We start from the raw sequence: 17,300 nt of genomic DNA on the forward strand, positions 1-17,300 counted from the left end.
TCGGCGCTGGCGATATGCTTCAGCTCCATCTTTACCGGGCCTTCCACCAAGTCGAGGCGGACGCTCACCAGCCCTAAACGCTGCTGCAGCGGCCCGGCACTGAGCGTGAGCTCCTGAATATGCTCCAGCTCCACCACACTCATGGTGCGGCTCAAGCGCCCGGTGTGGATGACGGCGTAGTCCTCCACCAAGCTGAGCCCGCGGTAGCGATAATGCAGCGGCCCCAACCATCGCGCCTGGCGGGGAGAACGCACCATCGGCGAGTGCAGCTGCCCTGGCTGCGCCGGCCCCTGCAGGTGCTCGGCGTCGACCTTGCTGAGCAGCAGGAGTAACGCGGTGGCCGTGGCATAGTCCCCCACCGGCAGCACCGTCGTGGTGGTGGAGGTATCGCTGCTATCGCCATAGCCGGCCACCGACACCGTCACCTTCCACCAGCCGACCCGCCGCCACAACAGCGGCTGGGTGATGGATACCCCGTGCACACGGTGCAGCGGCACGGTTTGCGAGCGACGCTCGGTGAGCCCATAGCGCAGCTGCAACTCATGGGTGGTCACATTGTGCTCAGCGCGGAAGCCCCACGCCCGATTAGCGAAGCCCACCACGGAGGGTAAGCCACCGAGGAGTATAGGCAGCACGATCGCGAATCCGGCGGGTGTGAGCACGATTAGGATCAGCGCCAGAGCCATGACGATGGTGGACCATTGGAGGGCCAGCGCGAGCAATGCCTGCCGCACAGGCACAGCGGCCAGCAGCTCTGGCTCGGCGGCGCCTGCGGACCCCCTAGGCGCGGGGCTCTCGGCCGCTGACTGTTCAGCCGCGGCACTCTCGGTAGCAGCGGACCCTGCTGCATCCTGTTCTGTGCGGCTATGGCGTAGCACAGTGTCTTTGACCTGCTCGGCGGTGTTCTTATCTAGGTACTCGATCTTCAGCACCGAATCATCGCCGCCTGCAGTTTCAATGTGCACGGCAGCAAGACCACAGATGCGGGCGACGAGGGGCTCGGCCACATCGACGGCCTGAATCCTATCGCAGCGCGCGGACCGGGATTGGCGGCTAAACACGCCTTTTTCCACCACCACTTCATCGCTGCCGAGGCGATAGCCAATGCGCTTCCACCAGATCCGGGACAGCGCCCACGTCAGACCGAGCACAAGCACGGTGCCGCCGATACCCACCACGATGGGTAGGAGGGAAAAAGAGTCACGATCGCGCAGAAAATCAACAATATCGCCGAGGAGCTCCCGCTGGTTGATGCCGATGGCGACGATCAGCGCCAGCAGCGCCCGCCAGAAACTAATCAGCGGGGTCAGCGGGTGAACGCGCTGGAATTCGGCGTTGTCTGCGGTGACCGCAGCCGCGCCGTTGTCTGGTGCGGCGGCATCGGGGTGCAGTTCTTCTTTCACAGGCCGCTCATCCTCTCCTTCGCCTTCTCACTCAGGCGCACGCGCAACTCGGAGGCCACATCCTCGGGCAGGCCCGGAATGCTGGAGTCGCTGGTGGAGGACGCGGTGTGCAGCTCGATATTCTTCAGCCCAAGAGCACGCTCGATGGGACCGTTATTGATATCGACGAATTGGATGCGGCCATAGGGCACCACGGTGAGGCTGTAGAACAGGCGGCCGCGGCGCACCAGCAGCTCATCCTCGGTTTCTGCCCAGCCAATGCGCGCCACTTGAACGACCGTGAGCCAGGCGATAAACGCGCTGATCCCAGCCATGGCGATCGCGCCGACGATGAGCGCAATCTGCCATCCGCCAGAGACGAAGTAGGCACCGATGGCCATGCCGAGTGTCGCAAGGATCAGAACGGGCATGCGGCCGATAAGCCGCGCCTTCACCAAGGCTGGGGAGACGGGCTGAAACGTCACGCCCATGGCGTCGGCGTCGCGCTGGTTGAGTTCGGTGTGAGAAGCCATAGGCCCACTTTTAGCACAGAGCGCACCGTGCCCCGCTGCTTAGCGAAAGTCGCGGGAGCGGATGTCCAGTATCTCCCCGAGGGCCAGGGGCTCGAACTTATCGGCCTCCACGGTGGCCGCCCCGGTGGCGGTGCGCACGATACCGCGCACGAGCAGCGCGGTCGCGGTGCGCGCGAGCCGGCGATAGCGCGCCCACAGCCCAGGCGAGACCACCACATTGATCAAACCGGTTTCGTCCTCCATGCCAAAAAATACTGCCCCGCTGGCGGTCTGGGGACGCTGGCGGTGGGTGATGATGCCGGCCACGAGGATGCGGCGGCCATCTTCCTGCGCCAGCAGCTGCGCCGCGGGTATCACCCCGCGCTGGTCCAGCTCGGCGCGGATAAGCTCCAGCGGCTGGCTGGCTGGGGTGATCCCGGTGCTGGCCACATCGGCCACCATGAGCTCAAAGGTGTTCATTCCCGGTAGCGGCGGCGCGGTGATCGCCGAGAGCCCTGGCAGCATGCCCTGCTGCTCACTGGCGGCCACGCCCGCCACCCATTGGGTTTGGCGGCGGCTGATCCGGAGCGCCGCGAAGGCCCCAGCGCGGCCGAGGCTTTCCACATCTCGGACGTTCAGCTCGGCGGCGCGGGCGATATCAGCCACCGTCGATGCCGGCGAGAGGCTGTGTCGGATCTTCTCGAGCCTGTCGGCAGCCTGCCGCCGCAGCCCTGATACCGAGCACAGCCCCAGCCGGATTGCCCCGTTGTCTACCCGTGGTTGCACATCCGAATCCAGCACCGAGACCGGCTCTACCTGCACCCCGTGCCGGCGGGCGTCTTGGATCAGGGATTGGGGCGAATAAAAGCCCATGGGTTGGGCGCGCAGCAGACCCACGCAGAACTCTGCTGGGTAGTGGTATTTAAACCAGGCCGAAAAGTACACCAAGGAGGCGAAGGACTGGGAGTGGGATTCAGGAAAACCATAGGCGGCGAAGGCCATAATTTTCAGCCACAGCCCGTGGGCGACGTCCTCGTCTATATTGTGGGTGCGTTTACAGCCCGCATAGAACTTCGTGCGCAGCGTCTCCATCCTCTCTGGTGAGCGTTTGGAGCCCATAGCGCGTCTTAAAGCATCGGCTTCTACGCCGCTAAAACCGGCGGCGTCTACCGCTATCTGCATGAGTTGTTCTTGGAAGAGCGGCACTCCGAGGGTTTTACCCAGCGCATTTTCCAGGCAGGGGTGATCGAACTCCACGGGCTCGAGGCCGTTGCGGCGGCGGATATAGGGGTGCACCGAGCCGCCCTGAATCGGGCCGGGGCGCACTAGGGCGACCTCCACCACGAGGTCGAAGAACTCGCGGGGTTTCAGCCGCGGCAGGGTGTTGAGCTGGGCGCGGGATTCCACCTGAAAGACCCCCACGGCATCGGCGCGGGCGAGCATGGCATAGACCTCCGGCTCGGCGAGGTCGAGCTCCCACAAGTGCACAGTGATGCCATGCTGCTCTGTCACGAGATCGATCATGTGGTGCAGGGCCTCAAGCATGCCCAGGCCCAAGAGGTCGAATTTCACCAGCCCCGCGGAGGCGCAGTCATCCTTATCCCACTGCACCACGGAGCGTTTGTCCATGCGCGCCCATTCCACGGGCACCACATCCGCGATGGGGCGATCACACAGCACCATGCCGCCGGAGTGAATGCCGAGATGCCGGGGCTGGCCTTCGAGGCTGGCCGCGAGCTGGCGCACCTGCACTGGTGGGTCGGCGACGCCGCGCGACCACGCATCACAGCTGCCCTGAGCAAAGCCGAGGGCGCGGCCGGCGTCACGTATCGCCCCTTTATGGCGATAGGTGATCACATTGGCCACCATGGCGGCATAGTCGCGGCCATAGGTGTCGTAGACGTATTGGATCACCTCCTCGCGGCGGCCAGATTCAATATCAATATCGATATCCGGTGGCCCTTCTCTTTCGGGAGAGAGGAAGCGCTCAAAGAGCAGTCGCGCACTGATCGGCTCCACATTCGTGATGCCGAGGGCAAAGACCACCGCAGAGTTGGCGGCCGAGCCGCGACCTTGGCAGAGAATATTCTCCCGCTGGCAAAAATCCACGATCCCGCACACGATGAGAAAATACCCGGCGAAGCCGAGCTGCTCGATCACCTCCAGCTCATAGTCGATCTGCGCATGGGCGCGGTGGGCGATCTCAGTGGGCCGAGACGCATAGCGCTGGGGAGCGCGCTCCGCGACCAGCTGGCGCAGCTGCGCCATCTCATTGTCTCCGTGGCTGGGCAGATTCGGGGCCACGAGGGTGAGTTGTACGGCGCATTCCTCCGCCAGCCGCAGATTCTCTGCCATGAGTTCGCTGGCGTGCGGCACCATGGTGGCCAGCGCCTTCTCTCCCAGCAGCCAGCGCCCGCCCATGGGGTCGAGTTCTGCGGCGTGATCGCCCACACTGCGGCGCGCGGCGAGCGCATCCTTCGCGGCGGCGAGCCGTCGCGCCCCCATCGTGGCGGCAGTGGCCACGGCGGAGACGGTCCCCCGCAGCTGGTACTGGGCGCGAAGCCGGTCCAGCTCGGCGTGCGCATCGGCGTCCGTGGGGCGGCGAGAAATCCGGTACTCGAGGCGGATATTCTCCCGCCCGAATGCCTCGATCAGGGCGGGAAGGTGTGGGGCCCAGGTAGCGTCGACAAGCACATACCAGCGACCGCCGGCAGCGGTGCCGAGCGCCGCCAGCGAGGGATAGACCGTGTGGTCTTTTTCTCCGGCGGCCATCGCCGCGGCGGAGATAACGCGACTGAGGCGGCGATAGCCTTCGACGTCCTTGGCGAGCACGCACAAGGTAGCCGGAATCCCCAGCTGTTCGCCGACGCTGAGCTCGGCACCGATAATCGTGTCCAGCTGATAGTGCGCTGCGGCCTCGGCGAATTTCACCACGCCATAGAGGCCATCGCGATCGCACAGACCGAGGGCGCGATAGCCCAGTTCCACGGCGCGAGCGACGAGTTCTTCTGGCTCAGATGCGCCGTGTAAAAAGCTATAACTCGAGCGGCAATGCAGGTCCGCGATACGCCCGCGCGACTGTCGAACATGCGCTGCGTTAGGGCTAGACTGAGCGGGCGCAGGCTGGAGGTGCCCATCATAGCGGCCAGATAGCAACCGTTCTAGCTTTGACCAGCTCAAAGGACGGGCATTCACCCCCAAGAAGCAGCCATTCCATTCCATGCGCCCCACGCTAGCATGTTTCGCACACCTGTTCTAGCCCTTTATTGCTCCCTCCGTAGACCAAGCTGTACAGATTCAAACGAAGGTGCTAGCGTAGAGCAGCGTCAAATAGACAGCTCTTTCTACTACTTTTTTCTAAGGATGTTCCCATGAAGCGATTTACCCGCACCACCGCTGCCCTGGCCACCGTGGCCCTGTCCGCTACCGCGCTGGTAGCCTGCGGCAGTGATGATTCCTCCACCATCAAGCTCGGCTCCACTGATTCCACCCTGAAGCAGTTCGCCGCGTGGGAGGACGCAGCCAACGAGAACGACATCGACCTCGAGGTTGTGAACTTCAGCGATTTCAATACCCCCAATAAGGCGCTGGCTGAGGGCGAGATCGACGCCAATAGCTTCCAGCACCTGAAATTCCTCGCCGAGCACAATGTGGGCTCCGGCGATGATCTCTTGCCGATCGGCTCCACCTACATCGTGCCGCTGGCACTGTACTGGAAGGACCACGATTCCCTCGACGGCATCGAAGGCCAGGAGATCGTGATCCCGAACGATCCCTCCAACCAGGGCCGCGCCATCAACGTGCTGGTGCAGGCGGATCTGATCACCTTGAAGAATGACGTGAATAACCCCACCCCGGCCGACATCGATAAGGATAAGTCCAAGGTTGAGGTGCAGCCGGTGGATGCCGCGCAGACCCCCACCGGTTGGGGCGAGGGCAAGCCGGCCATCATCAACAACTCCTTCCTGGATCGCGCCGGCATCGACCCGAAGTCCTCCATTTTCGCCGATGACCCCAACTCTGAGCTCGCCGAGCCCTATATCAACGTGGTGGTTGTGCGCGCCGAGGATAAGGACAATGAGCAGCTGAACAAGCTCGCCGAGATCTGGCACACCCAGGCTGTGGTGGATGCCGATCAAGAGGACACCGCCGGCACCTCCGTCGCCGTGGATCGCCCCGCCGAGGAGCTGCAGGAGATCCTGCACCGTCTCGAGGACGAGATCCGCAAGGGCTAATCCCCGCACCACGGCCCCCTTTTCCTAGGGGGCCTTTGTTTCCATTCACCTACGTTTTAAGGAACATTTCGCTCGTGGCACAACAACCACACGCGGCCGCCGCCGGATCCATCCCTTCCGGTACTACTGGCACCGCTATTGAATTCCGCAACGTGTCTAAGACCTTCTCCACGAAGCGTGGCACGGTGACCGCCCTGGATAACGTCAATCTCACCGTCGCCCCCGGGGAGATCCTCGGCGTGATCGGCTACTCCGGTGCGGGCAAGTCCACCTTGGTGCGCCAGATCAATGGCCTCGATGTGCCGAGCTCCGGCGAGATTCTGCTGGACGGCACCAATATCGTGGGCATGCCGGAGAAGAAGGTGCGCCAGCTGCGCCGCCACATCGGCATGATCTTCCAGCAGTTCAACCTGTTTTCCGCGCGCACCGCAGCCGGCAATATCGCCTATCCCCTCGAGCTAGCCGGCATCTCCAAGGCCGAGCGTGCAAAGCGGGTCCAGGAAATGCTCGACTTCGTGGGCCTCTCCGATAAGGGCAGCTCCTACCCCGAGCAACTGTCCGGCGGACAGAAGCAGCGCGTGGGCATCGCCCGCGCCTTGGCTACTAACCCCTCCTTGCTGCTGGCCGATGAGGCCACCTCGGCTCTCGACCCCGAGACCACCCAGGATGTGCTGGCGCTGCTGCGCAAGGTGAACAAGGAATTCGGCATCACCATCGTGGTAATTACCCACGAAATGGATGTGGTGCGTTCGATCGCCGACAAGGTGGTGGTGATGGAAAACGGCCGCGTGGTGGAGCAGGGCTCAGTATTCGAGGTGTTCTCGGATCCGCAAACCGCCGTGGCTCGCCGCTTTGTGGCCACCACTCTGCGCAATGAGCCGGACAATGTGGAGTCGGATGATCTTCGCGGCAAACCGGGGCGACTATTTACCGTCAAACTCACCGAGACCTCCGGCTTCTTCACCGCTGCCGGCCACGCCCGCGAGGCCGATGTGCGCGTCGATATTGTGCACGGCGGCGTGACCACCCTGCAGGGTAATTCCTTCGGCAAGGTCACCGTCCGGCTGAACGGCGATAATGCCGCCATCGACGAGTTCTACCGCTCCCTCACGCAGACCACCGAGATTCAGGAGATTTCTTAAATGGACACCACTTATCTCGCAGCTGACTGGGATCGGCTCGGCGATACCTTCATCGACTCCATCTTCGAGACCCTCTACATGGTGGGCATCACGATGGTGGCCGGCGGCTTCTTCGGGCTGGTGCTGGGCATTTTGCTCTACACCACGCGCCCGAGCGGCATCCTGCGCAACTCGTTTGTCTACGCCGTGCTCAACGTGTTGGTGAACTTCATCCGCCCGATCCCCTTCATCATCCTCATCGCCTTCATCGGCCCGCTGACCAAGGTGGCCATCGGCTCGACCATCGGCACCGGCGCCGCCACCTTCGTGATGTCGATCGCCGCAACCTTCGCCGTCGCCCGCATCGTGGAGCAAAACCTGGTGGCCATCGATCCCGGTGTGATCGAGGCGGCGCGCGCCATGGGAGCCTCGCCGTGGAAGATCATCACCTCGGTGATCGTCCCCGAGGCCTTGGGCCCCCTCGTGCTGGGCTACACCTTCATCTTCATCGCGGTAGTGGATATGTCCGCCATGGCCGGCTACATCGGCGGCGGCGGCCTAGGCGATTTCGCCATCGTCTACGGCTATCGTTCCTTCGACTGGACCGTCACCCTCGTGGCCACCGCAGTGATCATCATCATCGTCCAGCTCGCGCAGTTCTTCGGCAACTGGCTGTCGAAGAAGATCATGCGCCGCTAATTCGGCTCATCGCAGCACGCTTATCGACGCAGCGTCCCCGCTTCATCGGGGGCGCTGTTCGCGTTATCCGCCGCAGTAATCACACGAAACTAGCGAGGCTTCCACTTCCACGGGCGTAGACGTAGTCCTCTTCGCTACGTACCGGCTACACACCGCCTCCCTATCCTCCACATTGGGGGATACGTAGCCGTTTTCTGGTTGATAAAAAATTTCGCTGCTAATATCAGTAGCGAACTGAACCTCAGTAAGCGCCGGCTAGTTTCCGGTTGCAGAATGCTCCAGCCGGACCTTCGGGTCCGGCTTTTTTAATCTAGGAGGACACCTCATGTCCACGAGGTATGTCGTAGGCATCGACGTCGGATCGTATTCACTCGGCTGCGCCGCCATCGAAGTAGACGAGGCTGGAAATCCACTCCAGCTATTGAACACCGTTTCTTTTATCCACGATTCTGGCGTTGATCCGGACTCAAATAAGACTGCCAACACACGTCTTGCAGAATCTGGTGTGGCTCGTCGAACTCGGCGCCTCTACCGGCGACGCAAGCATCGCACGATAAAACTCGAAAAGTTCCTCAAAGCTCAGAATTGGACGACGCGTCCATTCGAGGAGTACTCCGATCCGTATTTCCCGTGGAAGGCTCGGGTCGCACTCGTTAATGGCTTCATCGCTGACGAAGCCCAACGAGGGGAATACCTGTCGGTGGCCCTGCGTCACATCGCTAACCACCGTGGATGGAGAAACCCCTACCATTCAACTGCTAGCTTGTACTCCCCCGGTGACGCGAGCGATGCCTTCAATGAGATTCGCGAGAATCTCAGCCAAAAGACTGGCCGTCCCATCCCCAGCGATGCCACCGTGGGGCAGCTGATCTCCTTCGCGCAATTCGGCCACCATCGCCTCCGCGGCGGCGGCAAAGAAAAGGATAAGAAGAACCCAGATCAGGCAAAGCAGGCGGTCATATCGGCTCGGCTACAACAGAGCGACCATGCGCGGGAAATCAATGAGATATGTCGTGTCCAGAAAATCGACGACACTCTTCGGAAAAAGATCATTGATCTGGTCTTCGCTGCTGAGTCTCCCAAGGGCGCGCAGCAAGGCCGTAGAGGCAAGGATCCTCTCAACCCCACACAAACACGTGCTGCTAAGGCCTCTGATAGTTTCCAGCGCTATCGTGTCTCCGCGCTCATAGGCAATCTGCGCATCAAAGAAAGTACAGGACAGACGAGACGTCTCACTGCCGAAGAACGAGCCTTGGTATTCGATCATCTGATCAATCTTCCGGCCAAAAAAGACCCTTCATGGCTCGATGTCGCCGCTATCCTGTCCGTCGATCGCGGGCGGTTGAGGGGCACCGCAACTCTTACCGACGATGGTGAACGCGCTGGCGCTCGGCCGCCGGTGCACGACACCAATCGAGTTATTTCGCGCTGCCGCGTTAAACCTCTTGTTCACTGGTGGGCTACAGCCGATGCCGCTCACCGAGCCGAGATGGTCAAGGCGCTGTCCAACTCCGAGAAAGTCAACTTTGACTCCAAGGAAGGGGCTGCTGTTCAGGCATTCTTTGCCGAATTAGATGATGACCAGCATGAGAAACTCGATTCGCTTCACCTGCCCATTGGGCGCGCAGCCTATAGTGAGGACACTTTAACGCGGCTGACTGCGCGAATGCAGTCGGAAAACATGGATTTGTATGAGGCACGGCGTGCGGAATTTGGTGTCTCCGAAGACTGGGTTCCGCCCAAGCCACGCATCGGTGAACCGGTAGGAAACCCAGCGGTGGACCGTGTTCTCAAGGGCATTGCACGGTGGATAGAAGCAGCCGAGGCCGAATGGGGTGCGCCACAGTCCATCGTCATCGAGCATGTGCGTGATGGTTTCTCCAGTGAGAACGTTGCTCGGGAGATCACCCGTGAAAATGACCGTCGTCACAAACGGAACCTTCAACTGTTCGCGGAGATGCAGGAAAAGCTCAATATCGATGGCGCTGTGCGTCGCTCCGATCTGTGGCGCTACCAGTCGCTCCAGCGTCAGAACGAGCAATGCGCCTACTGTGGCGCGCCCATCACCTATTCCAATAGTGAGATGGACCATATCGTGCCACGTGCAGGGCAAGGCTCAACCAACGTGAGAGAGAATCTGGTGGCCGTGTGCCATCGCTGCAACCTCGCGAAGAAGAATATTCCTTTCGCAGTATGGGCAGATAAATGCCCCATACCTGGTGTTTCACTCGCTGAGGCGCTCGAACGCACCAAGTTCTGGCTTCCTGAGCCTGGCCAGAAGAAGTCGGATTTTAACGCGTTTCGAAGTGCTGTCTGCGAACGGTTGAAACGAACCCACGCTGATGAGCCCTTAGATTCCCGCTCCATCGAGTCTGTGGCGTGGATGGCTAATGAGGTGAGGGGACGTGTCGCACAGCACTTCCATGAGGCTGACACCAGCGTCCGAGTTTATCGAGGCGCCCTGACGGCTGAGGCGCGTAAAGCTTCTGGTATTCACAAGCGTCTGCGCTTCATCGATGGCCCTGGAAAATCCCGTTTGGATCGCCGGCATCATGCCGTCGATGCAGCAATTATTGCTTTTACCACGCCCTACGTTGCACAAACCTTGGCTGAGCGTGCGAACAAACGCCAAGCAGCTTTTATCGAAAACGCACCAGATCAGTGGAAAGAGTATACGGGTGCCGATGACGCTCACCGTGCTGCTTGGAATTCTTGGGTGCCCAAGGTTCGTAAACTTGCGCATATGCTCCAAGCAGCGCTCGACGAGGACCGAATCGTTGTCACCTCCAATCTACGGCTGCGATTGGGGAATGGACGTGCACACGAAGATACGATCGGAGCGCTCAAGAAAATTCGTGTCGGTGGAGAAATCTCTGCCACAGATATCAATCGAGCTTCTTCGGAGGCACTGTGGTGTGCGCTCACGCGTGAACCCGACTTTGATCCTAAAGAAGGCCTCCCTGCGAATCCGAATAGGCGTATTCGAGTTCACGGTTCGTGGTTCAACGCCGATGACGAGATCGAGGTCTTTCCAATCGGGGCGGGCTGCATCAAGGTCCGCGGCGGTTATGCGAAACTGAGCCGCTTCCACCATGCGCGCATCTACAAAATCACATCAGGAAAGAAACCTTCCTACGCGATGCTGCGCGTCTATAACGTCGACCTTCTTCGTCATAAACACGAAGACTTATTCGCGGTCGAGATCAAGCCCCAAACAATCTCTGCTCGCCAAGCAGAACCAAAGCTCCGCAAGGCGCTGGCAGAGGGTAACGCAGAGCACCTAGGGTGGCTCGTTGTCGATGATGAGTTAGTGATTGACACCTCCAGCTTCACTACTGGACAAATCGCTGGGCTGCAGGAAGCCTTCGGAACGGTGTCAAGATGGCGGCTCGACGGTTTTTTCAGCGATAGCGAGCTACGTTTACGTCCGTTACTCATGAGTGCTGAAGGCGTTGACCCAGATGCCCCTAAAGAGGCGCGAATAATCATTGAAGGTCGTGGGTGGATCTCAAGGGTCAATACAGTTTTCGGCAAGGGACAGCCAACAGTCATTCGTCGAGACTCGCTAGGACGCGTGCGCCTGTCTAGCGCAGCGCATCTTCCTGTCTCTTGGAAGGTGCGCTAGCATGCATTCCGGCTGGAGGGTTGTAGACTGCTCGAACCTCGAGGGGACCATTCGTTATCGTCGTGGTCAACTGGCCATCCAGCCGGACACCGCATCAGAAGCAGTCACCGTCCCGTTGAGTCATATCGCGGTCGTCATGGTCGGAACGAAGGTGAATATTTCCGGCGCAGTGCTCGCAAAGCTCAGCGAATATGACATTGCGCTCCTCATTACTGATTGGCGTGGTGTACCTGTTGCTGGGGCGAGTCCATGGAATGAGCACACTCGTATCGGCGCACGTCAGCAGGCACAGGCTTCGCTTTCCCTTCCCCGCCGTAAACAGGCGTGGGCGCGAATCGTGAGTGCAAAGATTTACGGACAAGCGGCAACCGCGGAGGCGCTGAATAAGGAGAGCTCCCACCTTCTAAAGAAGCTCAGCCGTAGTGTTCGCTCAGGCGACCTGGACAACAAAGAGGCAGTAGCCGCGCGAATCTATTGGAAAACGCTCTCGGAAGGCCCAGATTTCAGGCGGCAACCAGGCGCGGCTTCGGACGGGTTCAACTCTGCGCTTGACTACGGTTACACGCTTCTTAGAGGAACTGGAATACGGGCAGTTGCTGGAGCCGGACTTGCTGGGACGCTCGGTGTGTTCCATCATGGCCGTGCTAATGCCTTCGCCCTGGTTGACGACCTTATGGAGCCGTTCCGTCCGTTCATCGACCAATTTGTGTTCTCTATTCTGGAGCCGGCTTCACCGCTCACCGCAGATCACAAACATCAGCTTTCATCTTTCCTTCACAGTCACCCATTCAACAGCAATGGCCAGAGTGTATCGACGGTCTTTCAAGACTTTGCACAGCATTTTGGTTTGTACGTCGAAGGAACAGTGGATCGGCTACAAGTCCCGCGTTGGGAAGGGCAGCTCAGTGCCAGCGAAGGACAGTGAACCGGTGTGGTGCGTCGTGATGTTTGACCTTCCGGTGAAGACCAAAAACCAGCGTAGAGAAGCTAATCGCTTCCGCAACCGGTTGTTCGACCTTGGGTTTTGCCGCGCCCAATTCAGCGTCTACGTTCAGTATTTCCCACTGGCGGCGCGTCTCAGCACGATAGTCAAACAGGTGAAAGGCGAACTTCCCGCAGGCGGAGAAGTGCGTATTTTGTCCGTGACGGACCAGCAGTGGGCAAAGGCGATCCGTTTTTCGAACCACAAGGAACAAGCGGTCGAAGAAATCCCCTCTCAACTAACAATTTTTTAAAAGCGCATGCCGAAAAAGACCCAGTTCAGGCCCTGTTTCTGGGCCTCACTGAAGTCTATCAGGGGTATATCGAACTGAACCCCAGCATAGCGCTTGTACGGCCTCAGACGTAGTGAAGTCTATCAGGGGTATATCGAACTGAACCCCAGCCGCCTCCGACGGTGGCGTGATGTTCAGCGAAGTCTATCAGGGGTATATCGAACTGAACCCCAGCCTATGGGGTGTGACCGTGAAGGAGTTACGAAGTCTATCAGGGGTATATCGAACTGAACCCCAGCGGCTAGTCTCACTGTCTCTGCTTGTTCTGAAGTCTATCAGGGGTATATCGAACTGAACCCCAGCATTGGGCTTTGTTGCCTCCCGCACCCGGGAAGTCTATCAGGGGTATATCGAACTGAACCCCAGCCGCCAACATCCAACCCCTGCAAGCCCGCGAAGTCTATCAGGGGTATATCGAACTGAACCCCAGCGGGATCGACATAGGGCCGCGATGGACCGGAAGTCTATCAGGGGTATATCGAACTGAACCCCAGCACCAGACACCACTCGAGCAGCACCTCCGGAAGTCTATCAGGGGTATATCGAACTGAACCCCAGCTACTACTTCCGAGGCCGTACAAGCGCTCAGAAGTCTATCAGGGGTATATCGAACTGAACCCCAGCTCGCGGCGGTGCACAGCCCAGCGCACCCGAAGTCTATCAGGGGTATATCGAACTGAACCCCAGCATAGCCAACGTCTCACGTGGCGAGACAAGAAGTCTATCAGGGGTATATCGAACTGAACCCCAGCCTACATCTAGTAGGGCGTCGAGCGTGGGGAAGTCTATCAGGGGTATATCGAACTGAACCCCAGCACTGTAGCGGGGCTCACGCACCAAGCACGAAGTCTATCAGGGGTATATCGAACTGAACCCCAGCGTCATCGGGCTGGGCGAATGCCGATCCAGAAGTCTATCAGGGGTATATCGAACTGAACCCCAGCATCCCAGCCGTAGAACTTCCACTCATGGGAAGTCTATCAGGGGTATATCGAACTGAACCCCAGCTTAGACGGGATACGGTGCTTCGCGCGGGGAAGTCTATCAGGGGTATATCGAACTGAACCCCAGCGGTCGAGGACGTGCACGCTGGGGCGGCGGAAGTCTATCAGGGGTATATCGAACTGAACCCCAGCTGGGTGTGGGAGTGTCCACCGGCGCCGCGAAGTCTATCAGGGGTATATCGAACTGAACCCCAGCAGCGGCGTCAGAGGTGTATTCCGGAGAGGAAGTCTATCAGGGGTATATCGAACTGAACCCCAGCCACTGCAGCGTGGGATACGGCCGAGGGGGAAGTCTATCAGGGGTATATCGAACTGAACCCCAGCGAAAATGGGCATGGTGGCGGTCTCGGTTAAAGCCTATGGCGCTGCATCACGCTTAACGGCAGTACCGTTTTCCACGTCCTGTGCTGCGATGATCCTACAACCACAAGCCTGTGGCTTTCTGCAGGATCACCGCATCGCGACCTACCGCGTCGCCTCCTCCAACAGGTACAGCACGTGCTCATAGCTCCGCCCAGTGATTTGCTCCATGCCCAGCTCGCAGGTGCGGTTGGAGGACACATAGGCGTCCACGCGCCCATTGGCTTCGGCCTCGGCCAGCCCGGCGCGCTCGTCGCGGGTGGCGGCGTCGAGAAGCTCGGGGTGGAGCATGCCGCGGTCGCCGGCGGTGCCGCAGCAGCCGGCGCCGCGGGGCACGAAGGCCTCCTCGGCGGCGAAACTGGCGACGCGCACGAGGGTGTCGCTGAGTTCCATGTGGGCCAGCGAGCAGTTCGGGTGCACGGCCACCCGCCCAAGGCGGCGGGTGGGTTCAAGGTGCTCGATCAGCCGGGCGGCCCATTGGGTGGAATCGAGGATCTCGATCTGGGCGAAGTTCTCGGCGAGCTCGCCGTCGAGGCACTCGGGGATGCCGGAGAGGATGCCGTGGGTGCAGCTGGAGGCGTCCACAATCACGGGGATGGCGCCGTGGCGGGACCATTCCCATAGTTTCTCGGCGGTGTGGCGCGCCATATAGGTTTTGGCATCGTGAAAGCCCTTGGAGCTAAACGGCGTGGTGCAGCAGGTACCGGCCACATCTTGGGGGATCGCCACCTTCTGCCCGGCGCGCTGAGAGAGCGCGAGCAGAGTTTCGGGGAGGGAGTGCCCTTCCCCGGAGCGGCCAAACATGCGGTTCACGCAGGCGGGGAAGTACACAGCATCCGCCTCGGCCGGATCATCCCCTGCAGGCAGTGCGGCTGCCCCGCCGGGTAGGCCGTGTTCGGCGGAGGGCACGAGATCATTGTCCATGAAGGAGCGCAGCATTCCGGTGGCGATGGACACGGAGCGGGCGCCGAGTTTCTCCCCCACCACTTTCTTGAGTGCGTCCTGGGCGCTCAGGCCGCTGCGGGCAGCGGTCTCCACGGCCACCCAGTTCTTGGCCAGGATGAGTGCCACGCGGTTGGCGATCTGGCCGTTTTCCAGCTCGCGGAAGAGTTTCATCATCTTGCCGGTGTCGATGCGCAGCGGGCAGGCGATGGCGCAGCTAGAGTCCGCAGCGCACATGTCGATGGCGTCGTAGCCGTACTCGTCGATGAGCGCCCCGAGCATCTGGGAGCCGGCGGGCTGCCGGGCCATCTCGCGGCGCAGCACGATCCGCTGGCGCGGGGTGGTGGTGACGTGCCGGGAGGGGCAGACTTCCTCGCAGAAGCCGCATTCGATGCAGGCATTGGCGATCGCCTCAATGGCGGGGGTGGACTTGAAGTCTTGGAGGTGCACCTCGGCGTTGCTGGTGAGCTGCACATCGGGGGCGAGGATGCCGGTGGGGTCGATCAGTCGCTTCACCCGCCACATCAGGTCGAAGGCTTGGGGTCCCCATTCGCGCTCCACGAGCGGGGCCATGTTCAACCCGGTGCCGTGCTCGGCTTTGAGGGAGCCATCGTATTTATTGAGCACCAGCTTCGTCATCTCTTCGATGAACTGGTCATAGCGGCGTACTTCCTCCGAGGAGCCGAAGGAGGGGGTCATGAAAAAGTGCAGGTTACCGAAGGCGGCATGCCCCATCACCGAGGGCGGATAGTTGTATTCGCGCAGCAGCTCCATGAGGTCTTTGGCGGCCTCGCCGATGCGTGCCGGCGGGAAGCACACGTCCTCGGTAATCAGCGAGGAGTTTTGCGGGCGCTGGTGCCCGAGCAGCGGCATCAGGCCGGAGCGAATCTCCCAGGCATTGGCTTGGTCGATGGCGTCCTCCATGAAGTGCAGCGGGGAGATTAGTTCCGCATCGGCCAGCACGGCCCGTGCCGCAGCCACGGCCGCGTCGCGCTCCTCCTCTGTGGTTCCGCCCACCTCGAGGAGCAGCGCCGAGGCGTCGTCGTCAAGCGATGCCCACTCATCGTGGGCACCCTTAAAGGAGCCGACCGAGCCCTTCAATACTGGGGAAACGAGCAGCTCACAGGCTAGGGCACCGGCCTCCATGAGGCGGTGCACATAGTCCGCGGCAAGCTCCAGGCTGGGCAGGGTTACCCAGGTGACGGCGGTATAGCGCGGCTTGGGCAGGGTGGCGATATCGGCTTCCGCGATGAAGCCGAGAATCCCCTCGGAGCCGATCATCAGCTTGGTGAGGATACCGCTGGCGGTATCGGCGTCGAGGAAGGCATCTAGGCGCAGACCAATGGTGTTGCGGATGGAGAACTTCGTGCGCAGCCGCGCCACCAAGGTCTCGTCGGCGCGGATCTCATCCCGCAGCTCGATGAGCCCTTGGGCAAGCTCCGGCTCCCGCTGCCACAGTGTGTCCTCCGCATCGGGCAGGCGGGTATCGATGATGGTGCCGCTCGGCAACACGATCTTTAACCCCTGCACGCTGTGATAGGAGTCCTTTTCCAGACTGCAGCGCATACCGCCGGCATTATTCGCCAGCACGCCGCCGATCGTCGCCACGCTTGCCGACGCCGGGTCCGGGCCCAGCACCCGCCCGTAGCGGGCAAGCACATTCTGCACTCCGCCGAGGGCCTCGCCGGGGCGCACCGTCACGGATTCGGGGTGCACCACGAGCCCGCGGAAGTTCTCCCGCACATCCAGCAGAATGTCATCGGATTGGGCCTGGCCATTGAGCGAGGACCCGCCGGAGCGGAAGGTCACGGTGCGGTGATTCTGCTGCGCATAGGCAAAGATATCCGCAATCTCCTGCTCACTGCTGGGGCTGGCCACGATCTGGGGGAAGCGCCGATAGGGGCTGGCATCGGTGGCATAGCGCACCAAGTCGAGGGCGCGGGCGTGCACATTGCGCGTCCCGAGCAGTGCTTCGAGGTCCTCCCGCAGCTGCTGCGGGCTGCCCTCGGCGAGCTCTTCGGGAAAATGATCCGGGTACTCGGCCCCCTCCGGCTGGGGCGGTACTCCGATATTGGCTGACTTTTTCTGAAAGAGTGCGGGCATAGACACCAGCCTATGCTGGCATCCCATCACCCGTGACTTTTTT

9 protein-coding genes, 1 pseudogene and 1 CRISPR repeat array are annotated in these 17,300 nt (G+C 60.8%); of the genes and pseudogenes, 6 read left to right on the plus strand and 4 right to left on the minus strand.

Annotated elements, in window-relative coordinates:
• Positions 1–14: 14 nt before the first annotated feature.
• The 3 genes and pseudogenes from GBB14_RS09260 to GBB14_RS09270 all read right to left on the minus strand — a co-directional run.
• Positions 15–1,403: pseudogene (locus tag GBB14_RS09260) on the minus strand (PH domain-containing protein); the annotation flags it as partial.
• Positions 1,400–1,915, minus strand: coding sequence for a PH domain-containing protein (locus GBB14_RS09265; protein WP_151529572.1), 516 nt, complete (start codon positions 1,913–1,915; stop codon positions 1,400–1,402). The pseudogene GBB14_RS09260 and the gene GBB14_RS09265, both read right to left, overlap by 4 nt.
• 39 nt (positions 1,916–1,954) lie before the next feature.
• The gene (locus GBB14_RS09270) at positions 1,955–5,116 is read right to left on the minus strand and encodes an error-prone DNA polymerase (RefSeq protein WP_151529573.1); all 3,162 of its coding nucleotides are present in this window, start codon (positions 5,114–5,116) and stop codon (positions 1,955–1,957) included.
• Positions 5,117–5,265: 149 nt separating this feature from the next.
• On the opposite strand from GBB14_RS09270, the gene GBB14_RS09275 reads away from it, so the two are divergent.
• From GBB14_RS09275 to cas2, 6 genes are all read left to right on the plus strand, one after another.
• Positions 5,266–6,129: a MetQ/NlpA family ABC transporter substrate-binding protein gene (locus GBB14_RS09275; protein ID WP_151529574.1), complete on the plus strand. Its 864-nt coding sequence runs from the start codon at positions 5,266–5,268 to the stop codon at positions 6,127–6,129.
• Between the two features lie 74 nt (positions 6,130–6,203).
• Complete coding sequence (locus tag GBB14_RS09280; RefSeq protein ID WP_192796199.1) at positions 6,204–7,271, plus strand: methionine ABC transporter ATP-binding protein; 1,068 nt, start codon at positions 6,204–6,206, stop codon at positions 7,269–7,271.
• Entirely contained in the window at positions 7,272–7,949 is a 678-nt protein-coding gene (locus GBB14_RS09285; protein ID WP_151529575.1) for a methionine ABC transporter permease, read from the plus strand. It begins immediately after the preceding gene.
• 325 nt (positions 7,950–8,274) lie between these two features.
• A complete protein-coding gene (gene cas9, locus GBB14_RS09290; protein ID WP_151529576.1) occupies positions 8,275–11,574 on the plus strand; it encodes a type II CRISPR RNA-guided endonuclease Cas9 in 3,300 nt (1,099 codons plus the stop codon).
• A gap of 1 nt (position 11,575) precedes the next feature.
• The gene (cas1, locus tag GBB14_RS09295; RefSeq protein WP_151529577.1) at positions 11,576–12,499 is read left to right on the plus strand and encodes a type II CRISPR-associated endonuclease Cas1; all 924 of its coding nucleotides are present in this window, start codon (positions 11,576–11,578) and stop codon (positions 12,497–12,499) included.
• Complete coding sequence (gene cas2, locus GBB14_RS09300; RefSeq protein ID WP_151529578.1) at positions 12,480–12,809, plus strand: CRISPR-associated endonuclease Cas2; 330 nt, start codon at positions 12,480–12,482, stop codon at positions 12,807–12,809. Before cas1 ends, cas2 begins: the two co-directional genes overlap by 20 nt.
• A 50-nt stretch (positions 12,810–12,859) precedes the next feature.
• Positions 12,860–14,176: direct repeats of the CRISPR family, unit length 36 nt; unit sequence GAAGTCTATCAGGGGTATATCGAACTGAACCCCAGC.
• A 141-nt stretch (positions 14,177–14,317) separates the two neighbouring features.
• On the opposite strand, the gene GBB14_RS09305 is transcribed toward cas2, so the two are convergent.
• Positions 14,318–17,257 carry an FAD-binding and (Fe-S)-binding domain-containing protein gene (locus tag GBB14_RS09305; RefSeq protein ID WP_151529579.1) on the minus strand — a complete coding sequence of 980 codons (2,940 nt, stop codon included), beginning with the start codon at positions 17,255–17,257 and terminating at the stop codon, positions 14,318–14,320.
• Between the last annotated feature and the right edge of the window lie 43 nt (positions 17,258–17,300).

The organism is Corynebacterium sp. 51B, from assembly GCF_008930785.1.
GTDB classification, from domain to species: Bacteria; Actinomycetota; Actinomycetes; order Mycobacteriales; family Mycobacteriaceae; genus Corynebacterium; species Corynebacterium megadyptis.